Source organism: Pseudomonas sp. Yb2C2 (genome assembly GCF_052112325.1).
GTDB classification, from domain to species: Bacteria; Pseudomonadota; Gammaproteobacteria; order Pseudomonadales; family Pseudomonadaceae; genus Aquipseudomonas; species Aquipseudomonas marginalis.
On the sequence record NZ_JAVAJK010000013.1, the window covers coordinates 13,905 to 33,610 of the forward strand.

The 19,706-nt window shown below is 64.1% G+C and carries 16 protein-coding genes; 9 read left to right on the top strand and 7 right to left on the bottom strand.

Annotation, left to right across the window (positions count from 1 at the left end):
- Positions 1–133: 133 nt before the first annotated feature.
- Entirely contained in the window at positions 134–1,459 is a 1,326-nt protein-coding gene (locus Q8X51_RS18605; protein ID WP_065923930.1) for an OprD family porin, read from the top strand.
- Between the two features lie 5 nt (positions 1,460–1,464).
- On the opposite strand, the gene Q8X51_RS18610 is transcribed toward Q8X51_RS18605, so the two are convergent.
- Entirely contained in the window at positions 1,465–1,953 is a 489-nt protein-coding gene (locus Q8X51_RS18610; RefSeq protein WP_065923931.1) for a MarR family winged helix-turn-helix transcriptional regulator, read from the bottom strand.
- A gap of 214 nt (positions 1,954–2,167) precedes the next feature.
- Between Q8X51_RS18610 and Q8X51_RS18615 the strand changes: the two genes are divergently transcribed.
- From Q8X51_RS18615 to Q8X51_RS18640, 6 genes are all read left to right on the top strand, one after another.
- A complete protein-coding gene (locus tag Q8X51_RS18615; RefSeq protein WP_065923932.1) occupies positions 2,168–2,998 on the top strand; it encodes a p-hydroxycinnamoyl CoA hydratase/lyase in 831 nt (276 codons plus the stop codon).
- 76 nt (positions 2,999–3,074) lie between these two features.
- Positions 3,075–4,523, top strand: a complete 1,449-nt coding sequence (locus tag Q8X51_RS18620) for an aldehyde dehydrogenase (RefSeq protein WP_053139707.1) — start codon at positions 3,075–3,077, stop codon at positions 4,521–4,523.
- 62 nt (positions 4,524–4,585) lie between these two features.
- Complete coding sequence (locus Q8X51_RS18625; RefSeq protein ID WP_407694823.1) at positions 4,586–6,460, top strand: feruloyl-CoA synthase; 1,875 nt, start codon at positions 4,586–4,588, stop codon at positions 6,458–6,460.
- On the top strand, positions 6,457–7,698 hold the full coding sequence (locus Q8X51_RS18630; RefSeq protein WP_407694822.1) for a thiolase family protein: 1,242 nt from the start codon (positions 6,457–6,459) through the stop codon (positions 7,696–7,698). The genes Q8X51_RS18625 and Q8X51_RS18630 overlap by 4 nt, the downstream gene beginning before the upstream one ends.
- Before the next feature lie 29 nt (positions 7,699–7,727).
- Positions 7,728–9,470, top strand: a complete 1,743-nt coding sequence (locus Q8X51_RS18635) for an acyl-CoA dehydrogenase (RefSeq protein ID WP_407694821.1) — start codon at positions 7,728–7,730, stop codon at positions 9,468–9,470.
- Positions 9,471–9,537: 67 nt separating this feature from the next.
- On the top strand, positions 9,538–10,251 hold the full coding sequence (locus Q8X51_RS18640) for a GntR family transcriptional regulator (RefSeq protein WP_065939635.1): 714 nt from the start codon (positions 9,538–9,540) through the stop codon (positions 10,249–10,251).
- 6 nt (positions 10,252–10,257) lie between these two features.
- On the opposite strand, the gene Q8X51_RS18645 is transcribed toward Q8X51_RS18640, so the two are convergent.
- From Q8X51_RS18645 to Q8X51_RS18655, 3 genes are all read right to left on the bottom strand, one after another.
- Positions 10,258–11,208: a PDR/VanB family oxidoreductase gene (locus Q8X51_RS18645; protein WP_065923937.1), complete on the bottom strand. Its 951-nt coding sequence runs from the start codon at positions 11,206–11,208 to the stop codon at positions 10,258–10,260.
- 29 nt (positions 11,209–11,237) lie between these two features.
- Positions 11,238–12,299: an aromatic ring-hydroxylating oxygenase subunit alpha gene (locus Q8X51_RS18650; protein ID WP_065948005.1), complete on the bottom strand. Its 1,062-nt coding sequence runs from the start codon at positions 12,297–12,299 to the stop codon at positions 11,238–11,240.
- Between the two features lie 136 nt (positions 12,300–12,435).
- On the bottom strand, positions 12,436–13,923 hold the full coding sequence (locus Q8X51_RS18655; protein ID WP_407694820.1) for an aldehyde dehydrogenase family protein: 1,488 nt from the start codon (positions 13,921–13,923) through the stop codon (positions 12,436–12,438).
- Positions 13,924–14,186: 263 nt separating this feature from the next.
- On the opposite strand from Q8X51_RS18655, the gene Q8X51_RS18660 reads away from it, so the two are divergent.
- Both Q8X51_RS18660 and Q8X51_RS18665 read left to right on the top strand, forming a co-directional pair.
- Complete coding sequence (locus Q8X51_RS18660; protein ID WP_407694819.1) at positions 14,187–15,356, top strand: p-hydroxyphenylacetate 3-hydroxylase oxygenase component; 1,170 nt, start codon at positions 14,187–14,189, stop codon at positions 15,354–15,356.
- 56 nt (positions 15,357–15,412) lie between these two features.
- A complete protein-coding gene (locus Q8X51_RS18665) occupies positions 15,413–16,345 on the top strand; it encodes a p-hydroxyphenylacetate 3-hydroxylase reductase component (protein ID WP_407694817.1) in 933 nt (310 codons plus the stop codon).
- Positions 16,346–16,395: 50 nt separating this feature from the next.
- On the opposite strand, the gene Q8X51_RS18670 is transcribed toward Q8X51_RS18665, so the two are convergent.
- The 3 genes from Q8X51_RS18670 to Q8X51_RS18680 are packed head-to-tail and all read right to left on the bottom strand — an operon-like array spanning position 16,396 to position 19,604.
- Positions 16,396–17,502, bottom strand: a complete 1,107-nt coding sequence (locus Q8X51_RS18670) for a class II histone deacetylase (RefSeq protein ID WP_065948002.1) — start codon at positions 17,500–17,502, stop codon at positions 16,396–16,398.
- A 34-nt stretch (positions 17,503–17,536) separates the two neighbouring features.
- Positions 17,537–18,700, bottom strand: a complete 1,164-nt coding sequence (locus tag Q8X51_RS18675) for an MFS transporter (protein WP_407694816.1) — start codon at positions 18,698–18,700, stop codon at positions 17,537–17,539.
- 22 nt (positions 18,701–18,722) lie between these two features.
- Positions 18,723–19,604, bottom strand: coding sequence for a transporter (locus Q8X51_RS18680; RefSeq protein WP_137212996.1), 882 nt, complete (start codon positions 19,602–19,604; stop codon positions 18,723–18,725).
- Between the last annotated feature and the right edge of the window lie 102 nt (positions 19,605–19,706).

Sequence of the window (19,706 nt, forward strand, 5' to 3'; positions counted from 1 at the left end):
GCTTTATTAATGTTCGATTATCGCTCAGTTGTGGTTGACGGGCACCGTCGGCTGTTTCCATTCTTGGCTCGCGAAGCCGACCGGGCCGAGCGTGTGCCACCCCAAAAACAACAACAAAAAATGGACATCGAACATGCCAGAACTCCCTATGGAACACGCCGTTGCAGCGGCGCCCGTCGCCTGTGTGTCGAACAATACCCCACGCCTGCTCATGGCATGCCTGGCCTTGAGCGTGCTGCCCACTTCGCTGTGGGCCGCAGGCTTTATCGACGACAGCCACGGCACCTTGACCTTGCGCAATTACTACCTGGACCGCGACTACAAGGACGACGGGGCGAAGACCGCCGCGCGGGAATGGGCCCAGGCGTTCATCCTCAACCTGGAATCGGGCTACACCCCGGGCCCGGTGGGCTTCGGCCTGGATGTGCGCGGGTTGATGGGGGTCAAGCTCGACTCGTCGCCGGACCGCAGCGGCACCGAGTTGCTGCCGGTGTCGGCCAGCGACAAGCGCGCCGCCGATGAGTACTCGCGCCTGGCCCCGACTGCCAAGCTGCGGTTTGCGCAAACGACAGTGAAGGCCGGCGATGTGTCGATCTTCCTGCCGTTCGCCTTTGCCAGTCCGTCGCGCCTGCTGCCGCAAACCTTTCGCGGCACCACCTTGAGCTCCAAGGACATCGAGGGCCTGACCTTCAACACCGGCTACATCGACCGCATCAACAAGCGCGACTCCACCGACTACCAGGCCATGACCATCGCTTCGCCCAACCGGCGTTTCAACGCCACCGCCACCACGTCGCACCTGGCGTATGTGGGCGGGGACTATCAGGTCAACAAAGACCTCAGCCTGCGCGTCTATCACTCCCAGGTCGCCGACCTCTACCAGCAGGACACCCTGGCGCTGTTGCACAACCTGCCGCTGGGCGATGGCGTGCTCACCAGCGACCTGCGCAGTTTTTTCAGCCGCGAGGATGGCAGTGCCCAGGCGGGCAACGTGGATAACCGCAACCTCTCGGCGCTGTTCGGCTACCGCCTCGGCGGCCATCGCGTCAGCCTTGGCTACATGCACTCAAGCGGGGAGACGGCCACACCCTATATCTCCGGCACCGAGTTGATGGGCATGAGCGAGCTGACCATGAGCTCGGACTTTCTCAACGCCAAGGAGCGCACCTGGCAGGCTATCTACGACTATGACTTCGCCGCAGCGGGTGTGCCGGGGTTGAAGACTCGGCTGCGCTATGTGCGCGGCGACAACATCGAACTGGCCGCTTTCAATGCCGAGGACCGCAAGGAGCGCGAGTTCCAGATGGAGTTGGGCTATGTGATCCAGGACGGCCCGCTGAAGAACGTCGGGTTCATGGCGCGCAAGTCGATCTACCGCAATGACTTCCCGAGCGGCGCGGCGTTTCGCGATGAAAACCAGACCCGTTTCCTGGTGCTCTACACCGTGGCGCTCTGGTAAGCCGCTCAGTCCTGGTAGACCTTCTTCAGCAGGCGCAGCAGCTCTTCACGTTCCTGGCCGTCGAGGGCGGCCGTGGCGTCCAGGTCACTCTGGGCGGCGATGGCCTTGAGTTCCTTGAGCAGGGTTTCGCCGCTCTTGCTGAGGAAGATCCCGTAGGAGCGCTTGTCCGGCTTGCAGCGTACGCGCACGGCGAGGGCGCGGCTTTCCAGCTTGTTCAGCAACGGCACTACCTGGGGCGGCTCGATGGCCAGTGCGCGAGCCAGGTCGGCCTGCATCAGCCCGGGGTTCTGCTCGATGATCGCCAGGGCCGAGAACTGTGCAGGGCGCAGGTCGTGGTCCGACAGCCGGCCGATCAGGTTCTGGAACAGCTTGAGCTGGGCGCGGCGCATGGCGTAGCCGATCAGATCGTCGAGGGCTGAATCCAGCGGCGGCCGTACCTCGTCGTTGTCGGGCAGGGCCTGGCTGGCGGCGGCGATGGTGGAAGGCTTGGCCATTGGCAGTGCAATCCTCAAAGGGTGGAGGTTAAGAAGGCTATCTAGTTTGCCGGGGTTAACGCGCCATGGCTATGCCGGCTTTTCACAACGCCTGGAAAACGCAGGTTTCATCGCGTAAAAATATTGGTTATCCGTATTAATAGTTAATTGACATAACTATATTTGCGGTTTAATTTCGAATCATCTTCAAACCCCAGAACAAGAGCGTACCGCCATGAGCAATTACGAAGGCCGTTGGACCACTGTCAAGGTTGAGATCGAAGAAGGCATCGCCTGGGTCATTCTCAATCGTCCGGAAAAACGCAACGCCATGAGCCCGACCCTGAACCGGGAAATGATCGACGTTCTTGAAACCCTCGAGCAGGACCCTGCCGCCGGCGTGCTGGTGCTGACTGGCGCGGGTGAAGCCTGGACCGCCGGCATGGACCTCAAGGAATACTTTCGCGAGGTGGACGCCGGCCCGGAAATCCTCCAGGAAAAAATCCGCCGCGAAGCCTCGCAATGGCAATGGAAACTGCTGCGCATGTACGCCAAACCCACCATCGCCATGGTCAATGGCTGGTGCTTCGGCGGTGGCTTCAGCCCGCTGGTGGCCTGCGACCTGGCGATCTGTGCGGATGAAGCCACCTTCGGCCTCTCGGAAATCAACTGGGGCATCCCGCCGGGCAACCTGGTGAGCAAGGCCATGGCCGACACCGTGGGCCATCGCCAATCGCTGTACTACATCATGACCGGCAAGACCTTTGGCGGGCAGAAAGCCGCCGAAATGGGCCTGGTCAACGAAAGCGTGCCGCTGGCTCAACTGCGCGACGTGACCATCGAACTGGCGCGCAACCTGCTGGAGAAAAACCCGGTGGTGCTGCGTGCCGCCAAGCATGGCTTCAAGCGCTGCCGCGAATTGACCTGGGAGCAGAACGAGGATTACCTCTACGCCAAGCTCGATCAGTCGCGCCTGCTCGACACCGAAGGCGGTCGCGAGCAGGGCATGAAGCAGTTCCTCGACGACAAGAGCATCAAGCCTGGCCTGCAGGCGTATAAACGCTGAAGGGCGCGGCCGCCTGGCCGCGCCGTTGTACCCTGCTTGAACGTATTCCCGATAAAGACAATAAAGAGGAATCACCATGCTGGACGTGCCCCTGTTGATCGGCGGCCAGTCGTGCCCCGCCCGTGACGGTCGAACCTTCGAGCGCCGCAACCCGGTGACCGGTGAAGTGGTCTCGCGGGTGGCTGCCGCCACCCTGGAAGATGCCGACGCCGCCGTAGCGGCCGCCCACGCCGCATTCCCCGCGTGGGCGGCGCTGGCGCCCAACGAACGCCGCACTCGGCTGCTCAAGGCAGCCGAGCAGTTGCAGGCCCGCAGCGCCGAATTCATTGCCGCCGCCGGCGAGACCGGCGCCATGGCCAACTGGTATGGCTTCAACGTGCGCCTGGCGGCCAATATGCTGCGCGAAGCGGCGTCGATGACCACCCAGATCACCGGTGAAGTGATCCCCTCCGATGTCCCCGGCAGTTTCGCCATGGCCTTGCGTCAACCTTGCGGCGTGGTGCTGGGTATCGCGCCGTGGAATGCCCCGGTGATCCTCGCCACACGTGCCATCGCCATGCCGTTGGCCTGCGGCAACACCGTGGTGCTCAAGGCCTCGGAGCTGAGCCCGGCGGTGCACCGCCTGATTGGCCAGGTGTTGCAGGACGCCGGCCTGGGCGATGGCGTGGTCAATGTCATCAGCAATGCCCCGGCGGATGCCGCTGCGATTGTCGAGCGCCTGATCGCCAACCCGGCCGTGCGCCGGGTCAACTTCACCGGCTCGACCCATGTGGGGCGGATTGTCGGCGAGCTCTCGGCGCGTCACCTCAAGCCGGCGTTGCTGGAACTGGGCGGCAAGGCGCCGTTGCTGGTGCTCGACGACGCCGACCTCGACGCGGCGGTGGCAGCGGCGGCCTTTGGCGCCTATTTCAACCAGGGCCAGATTTGCATGTCCACCGAGCGCCTGATTGTCGATGCCAAGGTCGCCGATGCGTTCACCGCCAAGCTCGCGGCCAAGGTCGCGACCCTGCGCGCGGGCGATCCCGTGGCGGCGGATTCGGTCCTGGGTTCCCTGGTGGATGCCGGCGCTGGCACACGCATCAAGGCCCTGATCGACGATGCCCTCGCCAAGGGCGCGCGGCTGGTGGTGGGTGGCCAACTGGACGGCAGCATCCTGCAGCCGACTCTGATCGATGGCGTTACCGAGCATATGCGCCTGTACCGCGAAGAATCCTTCGGCCCGGTGGCGGTGCTGCTGCGTGGTGACGGGGATGAAGCGTTGCTGCGCCTGGCCAACGACTCCGAGTTCGGCCTCTCGGCGGCGATCTTCAGCCGTGACACCGGGCGTGCACTGGCCCTGGCGCAGCGGGTCGAGTCGGGCATTTGCCATATCAACGGCCCGACCGTGCATGACGAGGCGCAGATGCCGTTTGGCGGGGTCAAGTCCAGCGGCTACGGCAGCTTTGGCGGCAAGGCCTCGATCGAGCACTTCACGCAATTGCGCTGGGTGACCTTGCAGAACGGGCCACGGCATTACCCGATCTGAGCAGGCGTCGCGACATAACAATAACAAGGCGGCGTTGATCCGCCTTGCTGGAGGACACCCTTGTGAGTTCCGAATTCAGACCGCAACCCCAGCCCGCACCGCGATACCGCGAGGTCTCCATTGGCCACGCAGCGGTGGCGGTCACTGAAGAACACGGCGTGCTGCATATGCGCTCCCTGGAGCCCCTGGCCGAGTTGCCGGCGCGCCTGCTCGATCGCCTGGTGCATTGGGCCCAGGTGCGCCCCGAGCAGACGTTTATCGCGGCACGCCAGGCCGGTGGTGATTGGCGCCGGGTCAGCTACCGCGAGATGCTCGACAGCGTGCGTGCGATTGCCCAGGGCCTGTTGAGTTACGGGCTCTCGGCGCACAAGCCGCTGGCCTTGCTGTCGGGCAATGACATCGAGCATTTGCAGGTCGCCCTCGGCGCGATGTACGCCGGTATTCCCTACTGCCCGGTATCGCCGGCGTATTCGTTGTTGTCCCAGGATTTCGCCAAGCTGCGGCATGTGTGCGACCTGCTGCAACCGGGGCTGGTGTTCGTCAGCGATGCGGCGGCTTACCAGCGCGCCATCGACGCTGTCTTGCCGGCCGAGACCCCGCTGATCAGCGTGCGCGGCCACCTGCCTGGGCGCACTCAGGTCAGCTTCGCCAGCCTGCTGGAAACGCCGGGCGGCGCTGAGGCCGACGCGGCGTTCCAGGCCACCGGCCCCGACAGCATCGCCAAGTTTCTCTTCACCTCGGGCTCGACCAAATTGCCCAAGGCCGTGGTCACCACCCAGCGCATGCTCTGCGCCAACCAGCAAATGCTGTTGCAGACATTTCCGGTGTTCGGTGAGGAACCGCCGGTACTGGTGGACTGGCTGCCGTGGAACCATACGTTTGGCGGTAGCCATAACGTCGGCATCGTGCTCTACAACGGCGGCACCTTTTACCTCGACGACGGCAAGCCCACGGTCCAGGGCTTTGCCGAGACCCTGCGCAACCTCAAGGAGGTTTCGCCCACGGCCTATTTGACGGTGCCCAAGGGCTGGGAAGAATTGGTCAACGCCCTGGAACAGGACGCCGAGTTGCGCGAACGGTTTTTTGCGCGGATGAAACTGTTCTTCTTCGCCGCCGCCGGCCTGTCGCAAAGTATCTGGGATCGCCTCGACCGCGTGGCTGAACAGCACTGCGGTGAACGTATCCGCATGATGGCCGGGCTGGGCATGACCGAAGCCGCGCCGTCCTGCACCTTCACCACCGGGCCGTTGTCCATGGCCGGCTATATCGGCTTGCCTGCGCCCGGCTGCGAGGTGCGCCTGGTGCCGTTGGACGGCAAGTTCGAAGGGCGCTTCCGCGGGCCGCACATCATGCCGGGGTACTGGCGGGCGCCGGAGCAAACCGCCGAGGTGTTCGACGACCAGGGTTTCTACTGTTCAGGTGACGCGATCAAGCTCGCCGACCCGCACCAGCCGCAATTGGGGCTGATGTTCGACGGGCGCATCGCCGAGGATTTCAAGTTGTCTTCCGGGGTGTTTGTCAGTGTCGGCCCGTTGCGCAATCGCGCGGTGCTCGATGGCGCGCCCTATGTGCAAGACCTGGTGATTGCTGCGCCGGACCGCGAATGCCTGGGCGCCCTGGTATTCCCCCGGCTCTACGAGTGCCGTCGGCTGGCCGGCTTGAGCGCCGACGCCAGCGACGCCGAGGTGCTGGCCAGCGCGCCGGTACGCCAGTGGTTCGGCGACTGGTTGCAGCGCCTCAACCGCGAGGCCACCGGCAATGCCAGTCGCCTGGAATGGATTGCCCTGCTCGACGAGCCAGCGTCCATCGATCGCGGGGAAATCACCGACAAAGGCTCGATCAACCAGCGCGCCGTGCTGCAATGGCGCGCGGCCAGGGTCGAGGCGCTGTATCGCGGTGAAGACCCTGCGATCCTGCGCGCCGGGCCCAAGCCTTGAACAGCGCCGGGCAGTACTCGGCGTTTGCCGATGCGGTGATTTTCGAGGCGGTGCGCACGCCGTGGGTCGACCTTGGCGGCGCACTGTCCCAGGTGTCGCCCATCGATCTGGGCATCAAGGTCGGCCGTGAAGTGTTGGCCCGGGCCGGCATCGACCCCCTGGCGGTGGACAGCGTGCTGGCCGGCTCCATGGCCCAGGCCAGTTTCGATGCCTACTTGCTGCCACGGCATATCGGCCTGTACAGCGGGGTGGCGCAAGCAGTCCCGGCACTGGGGGTGCAGCGCATCTGCGCCACCGGTTTCGAACTGCTGCGCCAGGCCGCTGAACAGGTGCGCGACGAGGTGCAACTGGCCCTGTGCGTGGCCAGTGAATCCATGTCGCGCAACCCGATTGCGGCCTACACCCATCGGGATGGGTTTCGACTCGGCGGCGAAGTGCAATTCAAGGATTTTCTCTGGGAGGCCCTGTACGACCCGGCCCCCGGCCTGGACATGATCGCCACCGCCGACAACCTGGCGCGCCGTTATGGCCTGAGCCGCAAGGCCGTGGACCGCCACGCCTGCGACAGCCATCAGCGCGCCTTGCAAGCGCAATGTGACGGCGCGTGGGCGGAAGAAATCGTCACGGTCGATAACCAGGTGTTCGAGCTTGAGGGGTACCAGCCCAGGGGCATCAGCTTGGCGCGTCGGGCGAGTGCCGTCAGCGCCGACAGCCACCCACGTCCCACCGACCTTAATGCCCTGGCACGCTTGCGCGCCGTGCATCCAGGCGGCGTGCAAACCGCCGGCAACAGTTGCGCGGTGGTCGATGGCGCGGCGGCGGCTTTGGTGGGGCGTGCCTCGGCCTGCACACGTCCGGCCCTGGCGCGGCTGCTGGCCAGCGCGGTGGTCGGCGTGGCCCCCGAGTTCATGGGCATCGGCCCGGCACCGGCGATCCGCCTGCTGCTGCAACGCAGCGGCTTGAACCTGAGTGACATCGGCCGCTTCGAGATCAACGAAGCCCAGGCCGCCCAGGTACTGGCGGTGGCCCATGAACTGGAGCTGGACAGCACCCGCCTCAACGTCCAGGGCGGCTCGCTTGCCCTGGGGCATCCCCTGGCCGCTACCGGCCTGCGCCTGGTGATGACCCTGGCCCGGCAACTGCGCCAGCACAACCTGCGCTACGGGATTGCCGCAGCGTGCGTGGGCGGCGGGCAGGGCATGGCGTTGCTGATCGAGAACCCTGCTTACCGCGCTTGATGGTTTTTCTTAGTCGATGAGGTGTCCCGATGTGGAGCTATGAGGCGCCCCTGGGCGATATGCAATTTGTCCTGGAACACTGGCTGCAGGCGCCCGATACCTGGCAGCGCCACCCGGCATTCGCGGCCCTGGACCTGCCGCTGGCGGTACAGGTGCTGGAGGAGGCGGCACGCTTCAGTCAGGGCGTGCTGGCGCCGTTGAATAGCAGCGGTGATCGCCAGGGCTGCCGCTGGCAGGCGGGCCGGGTCAGCACCCCGGACGGCTTCGTCGAGGCCTATCGCGCCTATGTCGAAGGGGGCTGGCCGGCGCTGGCGTGTGCCGAGGTACACGGCGGCCAGGGCTTGCCGCAACTGCTCGATGCGGCGCTGCAAGAGATGCTCTATGCCAGCAACCACGCCTGGGCCATGTACACCGGCATCGCCCACGGCGCCTACCTGTGCCTCAAGACCCACGCCGCTCCTTGGTTGCAGGCGCGCTACCTGCCCGACATTGTCAGTGGCCAGGCCTTGCCTACCATGTGCCTGACCGAGTCCCAGGCCGGCAGCGATGTCGGCTTGCTGCGCTGTCGCGCGCAGCCCCAGGCGGATGGCAGTTATCGCCTCAGCGGCAGCAAGCTGTTTATCTCCGGCGGCGAGCATGACCTCACGGCGAATATCCTGCACCTGGTGCTGGCGCGCCTGCCCGATGCGCCGCCGGGCAGCCGTGGTATTTCACTGTTCCTGGTGCCCAAGCAACTGGACGATGGCCAGGCCAATGGCGTGCACTGCGACGGCATCGAACACAAGATGGGCATCAAGGGCAGCGCCACCTGTTCCCTGGTGTTCGACGCCGCCCAGGGCTGGCTGATCGGCGAGGCCCATCGCGGCCTGGCTGCGATGTTCGTGATGATGAATTCGGCGCGCCTGCATGTGGGCCTGCAAGGCCTGGGGCATGTCGAGGCGGCCTGGCAGAACGCCCGCCAGTACGCCGCCGAGCGCTTGCAGATGCGTGCGCCATGCCGGCCGGAAGAGGTGGTCGCCCAGGCGGCTGACCCGATCCGTTATCATCCGGCCATGCGCCGCGTGTTGCTGGAGCTGCGCACGACCAGCGAGGGCATGCGCGCCATCGGGTATTGGGCGGCGCACCTGCTTGATCAGGCCGAGCATGACCAGGACTCGTCGGCCGCCCGCTTGGCGCCGCTGCTGACGCCCATCATCAAGGCGTTTTTCACCGAACAGGGCTTTCGCCAGGCCAGCCATGGGCTGCAGGTGTTCGGCGGTTACGGCTACGTCACCGAGTTCGCCATCGAGCAAACCCTGCGCGACAGTCGCATCGCGATGATCTACGAGGGCAGTAACGAGATCCAGGCCAATGACCTGTTGCTGCGCAAGGTGCTGGGGGATGAGGGGCGAGCCTTTGGCCTGCTGCTGGCCGAGTTGCGCGCCGAGGCCGGGCAGGGCGCGCAGTATGAGGAATGCGCAGGCTTTTCCGGCGCGTTGGCCAACCTGTGCGACGCGTTGGCCAGGGTGGTGCACGCCATCCGTGAACGCACCCACGAGGACAGTGAATACCCCTATCGGGCGGCGCCGGATTTCCTCCAGCTCTGTGGCGTCGCGTTGCTGGCCTTTGCCTGGGCGCGGGCCGCGCGGGTCTCCAGGGCCCTGCGCGAAGACGATCCGCTGCGTGCCGCCAAGCTGCAAAGCGCCGGGTTCTTTTTCGATTACCTGCCGTCGCGGCTGGCCCAGCACCTGGGCGCCATAGACGGGGCACGGGCAGCGCTGGCGTTCATCTGACGCGGCCAGGTGCTTGCGGTACTACTTGCGGTACCATGGCGGCTCACGTTTTCTGGAAGTTGCCTGGATGAGTAAACCCGGTCAATTGGTGCTGGTTGCACTGCGCAAGATGATTGCCAGCGGGGAGTTGGCGGCGGGCGAGCGGCTGATGGAGATTCCCACGGCGCAGCTGTTCGGCGTGTCGCGCATGCCCGTGCGCATGGCCTTTCGTACCCTCGAACAGGAAGGACTGCTGGTGCCGTTTGGCGGGCGCGGCTATCAGGTGCGTTCGGTCAGCCCCAGCGACATTGCCGGCGCCGTCGAAGTGCGCGGCGTGCTTGAGGGCCTGGCAGCGCGTCAGACCGCCGAGCTTGGTTTATCCGACGCGGCGCGTGCGGCGCTGGAGCGCTGCCTGGTGGAAGGCGACCAACTGTTCGAAAAGGGCTATGTGACCGAGGATGACCTTGAGGTCTATCACGACCTGAACATGCGCTTTCACCAGGTCATCGTCGAAGGCAGCCACAACCCGGCGATCGCCGACGCGCTGGCCCGCAATGATCACCTGCCGTTCGCCTCGGTGACGGCGCTGGCGGTGGATCGCGAGGACATGGCCCGCGAGTACCGACGCTTCAACTATGCCCACATGCAGCATCATTCGGTTTTCGATGCCCTGGTCAATCGCCAGGGCGCGCGGGCCGAAGCCATCATGCGCGAGCACGCCAATGCGACGTTGCGCTATGCCGAGATCTTCAGTTCAGCCACCGCCGCTGCGCGCATGAAGGTGATTTTGCCCGCGTCGTGAACCCTGTCAGATATCGAGTACCAGCAGCGGGGTTTTCGAGCGCGAGCAGCAGGGGGTGAACTGGTCATTCAGGGCCTGTTCCTGTTCGGTGAGGAACAGGTCGCGGTGCTCCGGTATGCCCTCCAGCACACGGGTCAGGCAGGTGCCGCAAATCCCTTGTTCGCAGGACACGGCAATCTCGATGCCATGGCTTTCCAGGACCTGGACCACGGTCTTGTCGGCGGGGATTTCGAAGACCTGGCCGCTGCTGCCGAGCTTTACCGAAAAGCCGCCGTCGAGGCTGCTGTCCACCGGTGCCGCGCTGAAGTATTCGCGGTGCAGGCAGTCTTCCTGCCAGCCCTGTGCGCGTGCGCTGTCGAGTACATGCTGCATGAACCCGCCAGGACCGCAGACATACAGGTGCACGTCATCGGCAGGCGCCGCCAGCACTTCGGCGATGTTCAACGCGGTGTGCGGCTGCTCATCGAAATGCAGGAACACCCGCTCGGCAAACGGCGACGCCTTGAGCCGCTGCACAAATGCCGCGCGCTCACTGGCGCGGGCGCAGTAATGCAGTTCGAAGTCGGCTCCCGCATGGGCCAGGCGCTCAGCCATGCACAGGATCGGGGTGATGCCGATGCCACCGGCAAACAGCAGGCTGCGACGCGCGTCGTGGACCAGGGGAAACAGGTTGCGTGGCTCGCTGATGGTCAGGCGGGTGCCCTCGTGGACCTGCTCGTGCAGGCTGCGCGAGCCGCCCCGGGAGGCCGGGTCCTTGAGCACGCCGATCAGGTAGCGATGACGTTCCTCGGGGTGATTGCACAGGGAATATTGCCGGATCACCCCATCGGGCAGGTGCAGGTCAATATGCGCGCCGGCACTGAAGGCCGGCAGCGGCTGGCCATCGACACTGGCCAGTTCATAGCTGCAAATGTCCTGGGCTTCGTTGTTACGGGATACCACCACCACATCGATCATGTTCAGTCCTCGCAAAGTTGTCGCGCTGTTCAGGCGGTGGTGGTGGCGATCAGTTGCGGTTCGAGGGCGCGTTCCTTGGCAATCAGTCGCTCCAGGATCTTGCGCGATTGCACGCCACCCGCGTCGATATTCAACTTGAGCAGGTTGCGCTGCGGATGGGCCAGCAGGTTCTGTTGCTGGCGTTCGAGCATCTCCAGGTCCTCGCTGAAAATCTTGCCCTGGCCCTCGCGAATGCTTGCCGTCAGTGCCTCATCGTGGGGGTTGAAGTTGCGCGCCATGCCCCAGAAGTACCAGATCGAAGTGTCGGTTTGCGGGGTGATGAAGTCGACCACGATGCTCGCAGCCTTGTGTTCGGGGGCGGCGTTATAGCCACCTTTGCCGGCGTGGGCCACGCCGACTTCGATGAGCACATGGCTGGGCGGGGTGAAGCGGCAGATCTGCCAGCGGTCCACCGGCACGTCATCGGCAAGGTTATTGCCGCGCAGGGCCATGCGCCAGAACGGCGGGGCCATGATGTTTTCCATGTGCCGGGCGGTGACCACTTCATCGCCGTCCACCGTGGTCACGGGCGGGGCTTCGTCGATTTCCTTCTGGCCGATGCTGGAGGCGTGCACATAGGTTTCGTGGGTCAGGTCCATCAGGTTGTCGATCATCAGGCGGTAGTCGCACTGGATATCGAACAGCCCGCCGCCATAGGCCCACTGGTCACTCACGGCCCATTCCAGGTGATGGATCAGCGCCGGGTCGGCCTGGCTCTGATCGCCGGGCCATACCCAGATGAAGCCGTAGCGTTCAACGGCGGCAAAGGTCTTGTTGCAGGGAAAACCACGTACCCGCTGGCCGGGCATTTCCACGGTCTTGCCGTCGCCGCCCATGACCAGGCCGTGGTAGCCGCAGACCAGGTTGCCGTTCTCGACATACCCCAGTGAAAGCGGCGCGCCGCGATGGGGGCAGAAGTCCTCGACCGCCACCACGGCGCCTTCCTGGCCACGATAAAACACCATCTTTTCGCCACAGATCTGTCGACCCAGCGGCTTGTGCGCGATTTCATCGGGGGTGCAGGCGACATACCATGTGTTTTTGGGGTACATGATGACTCTCCAGGCGCGGATTGTTTTTATTTAATGGATCCATTAAATGGCTGGCCTGATGGAGAGTCAATCTATTTTGGTTGATTTATTGGGCGATTATCGGATACTTACATATCAATGGATCCACTGGTTGGATTCAGTAGCGAATCATCACTGACTTCAACTCGGTGTAATCCTCGATGAAGGCGCTGCCGAACTCCCGGCCTACCCCCGAGGACTTGTTGCCGCCAAACGGCACCGCCGGGTCCAGCATCGTGTGCATGTTCACCCACACCGTGCCGGCCTCGATGGCGGGCACCATGCGCAAGGCTTTGCTGAGGTCGTTGGTCCACAGGCTGGCGCTCAAGCCGTAGGGTGTGTTGTTCATCAAGGCCAGCAGTTCTTCTTCGCTGTCGTACGGCAAGAACGTGGCAATGGGGCCGAAGGTCTCCTCGTTGAGCAGGGTGTCGTTGACGCTGTTGGCGAGGATGATCGTCGGCTCGACGTAACAGCCCGGACGGTCGATCAGGTTGCCACCGTGAATGATGCGGTTGTTTTCGGCACGGGCCTTGGCGAAGAACTCGCCGAGTTTGAGCTGGTGCTGGCGGTTGGTGACCGGGCCGAATTCGGTGCGCTCGTCCAGAGGCGAGCCGATGTTCAGCGTGCTCAGGCGCTGGGCCAGTTTGCCCATCACCGTTTCGATCTGCGAACGATGCACAAAGAAGCGTTCGGCGGCGGCGCAGATTTGCCCGGAGTGCAAAAAGCCCGCTTCGAGGATGCCGTTGACGGCCTTGTCCAGGTCCACATCGGGCAGGAACCCGGCCGAGTTCTTGCCGCCCAGCTCAAGGGTGGCCCGGGTCAGCCCGGCGCCCATGGCACTCTGGCCCACCGCAATTCCGGTCGGCACGGAGCCGGTGAACGACACCTTGTCGGTGCCGGGGTGTTCGATCAGGCCTTTGCCGACGCTGCCGCCGCCGGTCAATACGTTCAGCGCGCCGGCGGGAAGGCCGGCGTCAATCGCCAGCTCGGCGATGCGCAGAATGGTCAGCGGCGTGAACTCGCTGGGCTTGATGATGATGCTGCAACCGGTTACCAGCGCCGAGGCGAGTTTCCAGATGGCGATCATGGTCGAGAAATTCCACGGCACGATGCCGACCACCACTCCGACCGGCTCGCGCAGGGTGAACGCGGTGTAGCGCTCGCCGGCGAAGGAGGGCAGCGACGGGGTGATGGTCTGGCCGCTGATCTTGGTGGCCCAGCCGGCGTAGTAACGCAGGAAGTGCGCGGCCTGGTCGACTTCGAAGGCGCGGGAAATCTGGATGATCTTGCCCGACTGGCAGGTTTCGATCTGTGCCAGTTCTTCGCGGTGTTGCTCCAGCAGATCGGCCAGTTTGAACAGCACGTTGCCGCGCACCGCTGGTGCGACCTGCGACCACTGCTTGAAGCCTCGGCTCGCCGACGCCACAGCCGCGTCAATGTCGGCCGGGTCGGCGTCGGCGACATCGGCGATGACCTGGCCGGTGGCCGGGTTGATCACCTCCAACCGCTGGCTGGAATGGCTCTCGACGTAGCCACCGTCAATGAACAACCCATGGGTTCGACGGAGGAAGGCTTCAACCTGGGGCAGCAGTGGAATATCGCTCATGGGGTTTTTCCTGGTGGCAGACATTGAAAAGCCCGAGGTTAATCCCCGTGGCCGGAACGGGCTTGACTGTGGCTGCCCAGTGGCATGTCTGTGGCTGCCAGCGCCTGTACGCGGCGTATCAGCCTGAGCCTTTGAAAAGTACAATCTTGACTCTGGAAGGTGCATGTCCTGCCAGGAAGGCACGCTCCATACTGGCCCTGCATCCGGCGCCACGCCTTGATTTCTGGCGCTGCCCGGACATCCAATAATAAGCAGGGCCATCCATGAAAAAGCCAAACCCGCTCCTTGAAGACCTCAAGTCCATCCTGCCGACCATCGCCGCCAATGCCTTCGTGGCCGAGCAGGACCGCCAAGTGCCCGCCGAGAATATTGCGCTGCTCAAGAGCATCGGCATGCACCGTGTGTTTCAGCCGAAAGTGTTCGGCGGCATGGAGTTGTCGCTGCCGCAGTTTGCCGACTGCATCGCCTTGCTCGCCGGGGCCTGCGCCAGCACGGCCTGGGCCATGAGCCTGTTGTGTACCCACAGCCATCAATTGGCACTGTTCTCGGCCCAACTGCAGCAGGAGGTCTGGGGCGCTGACCCGGATGCCACTGCGAGCAGCAGCATCGCGCCGTTCGGGCGCACCGAGGAAGTCGAGGGCGGCGTGCTGTTCAGCGGAGAAATGGGCTGGAGCAGCGGCTGTGATCACGCCGATTGGGCGATCGTGGGTTTCCGCCGCAACAACGCCCAGGGCACCCAGGATTACTGCTTCGCGGTGCTGCCGCGCAGTGACTACCAGATCCGCGATGACTGGTTTGCCGCCGGCATGAAAGGCAGCGGCACCAAGACCTTGATCATCGACAAGGCCTGGGTGCCGGAACACCGCATCCAGAAAGCCAAGGACATGATGGAAGGCAAGTCCGCCGGCTTTGGGCTGTACTCCGACAGCAAGATTTTCTACTCACCGTACCGGCCTTATTTTGCCAGTGGCTTTTCCACCGTCAGCCTGGGCGTCGCCGAGCGAATGCTGGAGGTGTTCCGCGAAAAGACCAGGACCCGCGTGCGCGCCTACACCGGCGCGGCAGTCGGTGCCGCGACCCCGGCGCTGATGCGCCTGGCCGAGTCGACGCACCAGGTGGCCGCCGCGCGCGCCTTCCTCGAAAAAACCTGGGACGAACACGCCGAACACAGTGAGCAGCAGCGCTACCCCAGCCGCGAGACCCTGGCGTTCTGGCGCACCAACCAGGCCTACGCGACCAAGATGTGCATCCAGGCAGTGGACCGTCTGTTCGAAGCCGCCGGCGGCAACGCCTGGTTCGAGCACAACGAGATGCAGCGCCTGTTCCGCGACTCACACATGACCGGCGCCCATGCCTACACCGACTACGACGTCTGTGCACAGATCCTCGGCCGCGAGTTGATGGGCCTGGAGCCCGATCCGAGCATGATCTGAAGCTGCTTTTGAAAACAACAATCAGGGCTGCGCCTGACGCAGCCCGGGAGTCTTGCATGTCTGAATCGACCTTCGACCCACGCGCTTTTCGCCGGGCCCTGGGCAACTTTGCCACGGGCGTGACCGTGGTCACCGCCGCCGACGCCTCCGGCCGCAAGGTGGGCGTTACCGCCAATAGCTTCAACTCGGTGTCCCTGGACCCACCACTGGTGCTGTGGAGCATCGACAAACGCTCCAGCAGCCACGGGGTATTCGAGGAGGCCAGCCACTTCGCGGTCAACGTGCTGGCGGCGGACCAGATCGACCTGTCGAACAATTTTGCCCGGCCCAAGGACGACCGCTTCGCCGAGATCGCCTATGCACCGGGGGAGGGCGGGGCGCCGGTGTTCGTCGATTGTGCGGCACGTTTTCACTGCGAGAAATACCAGCAGGTGGATGGCGGCGATCACTGGATCATGATCGGCAAGGTGGTGGCCTTCGACGATTTCGGGCGCTCGCCGCTGCTCTACCACCAGGGCGCCTACTCCATGGTCCTGCCCCATACGCGCATGACCAGGCGCGACGAAAGCCAACCGCCGAGCAGCCACTTCCAGGGGCGCCTGAACCATAACCTGTATTACCTGATGACCCAGGCGGTACGCGCCTACCAGTCCAGCTACCAGCCCCGGCAACTGTCCACCGGCCTGCGCACCAGCGAGGCGCGGATGCTGATGGTGCTGGAGAACGATGCCCGCCTGAGCGCTGGCGACCTGCTGCGGGAAGTGGCGATGCCGGTGCGGGAAATCGACGACGCCGTGGCCAACCTCAAGCGCAAGGGGCTGGTCGACGATGATGAACACGGCGTACGCCTGACCGCTGCGGGCATTGAACAGACCGAAGACCTCTGGGCCATCGCACGGGAACAGCAGGACAAGGTGTTCGCCGAGTTCAGTCAGGACCAGATCGACACCTTCAAGACGGTGTTGAAGGGACTGATCAGCCACTGCTGACTGGCCAAAATCCGATGCCGGCAACGGCATCGGATTTTTTTGCGTCACGCTCAGCGGGCTTCGGCCAACTCATCGACTAAGCGCAACTGAAACGCCGCCAGCGCCGCGTTCGGTTGCTGCAACTGCACAAACTCAAGCATCGGGTCGCCGACCTGTGTCCTGACGCCCACCAATTCCTCAATGGTCGCCAGCCCGCAAAACGGTACATAGGCTTCGGAGTAGCCGCCTTCGTGCACCAGCACCAGGCGGCCCTGGCACAGGCGTTCGGCTGCTTGGCGTACAAGACGGGTCATGTGCCGGAACGAGTCACTGTGCAACAGCATTCGCGCCAGTGGGTCGACCGCGTTGGCGTCGTAGCCGCAGGCGACGATGATCAATTCCGGCTCGAAGCGCTCCAGCGCCGGAATCACGATACGCTCCATCGCGTGCAGATACGCCTCATGACCGCTGCCGGGAGGCAGCGGGATATTGATGTTCGCACCCAGCCCCGCGCCGCGCCCGCGATCCGCTTCACCGCTGTAACCTGCCGGGAAACAGCCGTCCTGATGCAGGGAAATCGTCAGCACGTCGCCGCGTTCTTCGAAGATCGATTGGGTGCCGTTGCCGTGGTGCACGTCCCAGTCGATCACCGCGACGTTGCCCAGGCCACGCCGTGCTTTTGCGGCTTCGATGGCGATGGCGATGTTGGCCAGGAAGCAGAAGCCCATGGCGTTGTCGGCGAGGCAGTGGTGACCGGGTGGGCGTGACAGAGAATAGGCATTGTCGACTTCGCCGGACAGCACCGCATCCACTGCTGCCATGGCCAGCCCGGCGGAGAGCCTGGCTATTTCATAACTGCCTGGCCCGATGGGCGCGTGGGGGCCCAATTCGCCGCCCCCGGCATCGCTCATCGCCTTGAAGCGTTGCAGGTAGTTGGGCGTGTGCACCCGCAGCAGGTCTTCATCGGTGGCCGCGTTGGCACTGCGCACCTGTAAGTGGCGGGTCAGACCGGAAACGTCCAGCAGGCTCTTCAAGCGACGCTTGGTTTCCGGTGACTCGGCGTGGCCGGCGGCGGCAGGCGGCTGCACCCACCCGCCCACCGGTAAGGTCAAGGCGTGCAACCCGGCGCTGTGCCAGAGGCTGAGTTCGTCGAAGAAAAATGCACTTTTTCGGCTCATCGTCTTTCCATTTTCGTTGGGGTAAAAGGGCCCGTCAGGCATTTGGGCGGCTGCTCAGCATCAACACCAGGGACAGCACGGTGATGCACGCCCCTGCGATCAGCAGTGATTGCAAGCCGCCGCTGGCTTCGATCATCCGGCCAGCCACGGTCGGGCCGATGGCCAGGCCGCCACCGATCACCAGGTTGGAGGTGTTCATCAATTTTCCGGAGCGGTCGAGGTCGGCCAGGCAGGCCAGGACCAGCGGCAGGATGAGGGTCCAGGTGAACTTGAAAAGCAGCGCCGCCAAGGCAAAACGCAGCATGTCGGGCTGGCCCAGCAGCAACAGCACGGCGCCTGCCATCAACGCGTACCCCAGCAGTAACAGCAACAGGCGTGGCAGACGGTCGCCGATCAGCGAGGTACAACCGGCCCCGACGATGCCCATCACCGTGGCGAGCGCCAGAATCTCGCCACTGGCCTCGGCAGAGAGGCCGGCATGGCTGCTGATGGAACCGATAAAGGTCCAGACACCGCTCAGGCTGACGTAGAAACTCAGCAGGCCCAGAATGCCCAGTGCGGCTTTCCACCGGGAGGCGAGGGCGATGCGCTCGGCGGCTTTTTCAGGCGCCGGGCTGCCCTGGGGAAAGTGCCGTGCCAGGGGCAGAAAGAGCGTCATCAAGGCGGCGAGGATCAGGTAGCAGGCTGACAACCCGTAGTGCTCGAACAGCTGGGGCAGGATGCTCAAACCGATCGCCCCGACCACCAGTTGCCCCATCACCCATAACCCGTAGACACGCCCGGGATGGGCCGTGGAGGCCGCACTGGACAGGCAGATGATCATCAACGAGCCACCGGCCAGGGCGCTGCAAAAGCGCAGTGCCAGGAGTATCGGGTAGTCGTGGGCCAGCATTGAAAGCAGGTTGGCGGCGATGAACAGCAACCCGGCCAGCAAGGCGGCGCGGCGCCAGTCGACACGCTTGAGCCACCACAGTGCCGGCAGGGTGGCCAGGCTCATGGCGCCGAGTTCGGTGGAGAACAGGTCCCCGATCTGCGACGGGCTCAACTGCCATTGCGTCGCCAGTTGCGCCGCCACGGCCGGTGCGGTCATCAGAATGGTCGGGGTGATGGCAGCGAACAGCACAATGGCGGCCAGCAATGCCAATGGGGATGAGGCGCGCGAACGTTCATCGGTCAGCGGTTGGGTCTGGGTGTTCATGGGCAAGCTCCGATGAGGGGGTTCAGAACACATGGACCAGGCGCAGCAGCGCGTCGGTACCGTGATAGCCGTTGTCGGTGGCGACGTTCTGCGAGAGGCCGAACATCAACTGGTTCTGTTTATCCAGCCAGTGACCAACCTCGAACCCCACTTGGGTGTAGCGCTTGTGGGTGTTGTCGATGCGCTGGTCATTGATCCGCAGTTCGCCGCCATCGGCGTGGATCAGTCGCAGTGCGCCGTAGGTGCCGGGTGTGAAGTCGTAGGAGGCAAAGGCTTGCAGGCGATACAGCGGGTCCTGTTTCAGGTCGCTGCCGAAGTAGTCGTCGTTCTTGCCATAGAGTTGGGCTTCGAGGTTGGCTTCCAGCACCCATTTTTCACCGATGCCCTGGGTGTAGTTGTAAACGAAGGTGGTACCCCAGCGATTGGCACCGGGCGACACATCGGGATTGTTACCATGGTATTCGCCCACAGGCAGGGTAATCAGGGTCAGTAGGCCGCTGTAGGTGCGCGAGGCCGGATCGTTGATGAAAAACACCGTGCCGCCGACCTGGGGATCACCGAAACCGCTTTCTGCGCTGCGTTGGCCGGCACCCGGCAGGCGGGCGTTGATGTCGGCGAAAGGCACGATGAACTGTGGGGTACAGAGGGTGCCGCAGAGGTCGGTGAAGAACACTTGGCGGTACGCCACGGCGTTAACCTTCAGGTCGGCCTTGCCGGTGCTGTCGGCCGGGCCGTGGAAGTCACTGGCGCGGCTTGCCGGCAGGTACAGCACGCCCAGGCTGGTACCCGAGGGGGCGCCGAAAAAGTCCCGGGCGTTGAGGTCGGCCGCACTGGCGTGCAGGCTCGACAGGCCGCCGAGCAGGGCCAGTGTGGTGGTGCGGGTGAAGGTGTGGATCATGGGCATGGCATCTCTTCTTTGAGGTGTTGTGTGGCGAACGGCTCGCCCGTGGGTGGCAGAGGGGACAAAAAAAGCGCAAAGGTGTCCCGTGGCCGTCAAAACGACAGC

Coding starts and splice junctions, on each gene's coding strand:
- Q8X51_RS18605 (WP_065923930.1), top strand. CDS start 134: ATGCCAGAACTCCCTATGGAACACGCCGTTGCAGCGGCGCCCGTCGCC.
- Q8X51_RS18610 (WP_065923931.1), bottom strand. CDS start 1,953: ATGGCCAAGCCTTCCACCATCGCCGCCGCCAGCCAGGCCCTGCCCGAC.
- Q8X51_RS18615 (WP_065923932.1), top strand. CDS start 2,168: ATGAGCAATTACGAAGGCCGTTGGACCACTGTCAAGGTTGAGATCGAA.
- Q8X51_RS18620 (WP_053139707.1), top strand. CDS start 3,075: ATGCTGGACGTGCCCCTGTTGATCGGCGGCCAGTCGTGCCCCGCCCGT.
- Q8X51_RS18635 (WP_407694821.1), top strand. CDS start 7,728: ATGTGGAGCTATGAGGCGCCCCTGGGCGATATGCAATTTGTCCTGGAA.
- Q8X51_RS18640 (WP_065939635.1), top strand. CDS start 9,538: ATGAGTAAACCCGGTCAATTGGTGCTGGTTGCACTGCGCAAGATGATT.
- Q8X51_RS18645 (WP_065923937.1), bottom strand. CDS start 11,208: ATGATCGATGTGGTGGTGGTATCCCGTAACAACGAAGCCCAGGACATT.
- Q8X51_RS18650 (WP_065948005.1), bottom strand. CDS start 12,299: ATGTACCCCAAAAACACATGGTATGTCGCCTGCACCCCCGATGAAATC.
- Q8X51_RS18655 (WP_407694820.1), bottom strand. CDS start 13,923: ATGAGCGATATTCCACTGCTGCCCCAGGTTGAAGCCTTCCTCCGTCGA.
- Q8X51_RS18660 (WP_407694819.1), top strand. CDS start 14,187: ATGAAAAAGCCAAACCCGCTCCTTGAAGACCTCAAGTCCATCCTGCCG.
- Q8X51_RS18665 (WP_407694817.1), top strand. CDS start 15,413: ATGTCTGAATCGACCTTCGACCCACGCGCTTTTCGCCGGGCCCTGGGC.
- Q8X51_RS18670 (WP_065948002.1), bottom strand. CDS start 17,502: ATGAGCCGAAAAAGTGCATTTTTCTTCGACGAACTCAGCCTCTGGCAC.
- Q8X51_RS18675 (WP_407694816.1), bottom strand. CDS start 18,700: ATGAACACCCAGACCCAACCGCTGACCGATGAACGTTCGCGCGCCTCA.
- Q8X51_RS18680 (WP_137212996.1), bottom strand. CDS start 19,604: ATGCCCATGATCCACACCTTCACCCGCACCACCACACTGGCCCTGCTC.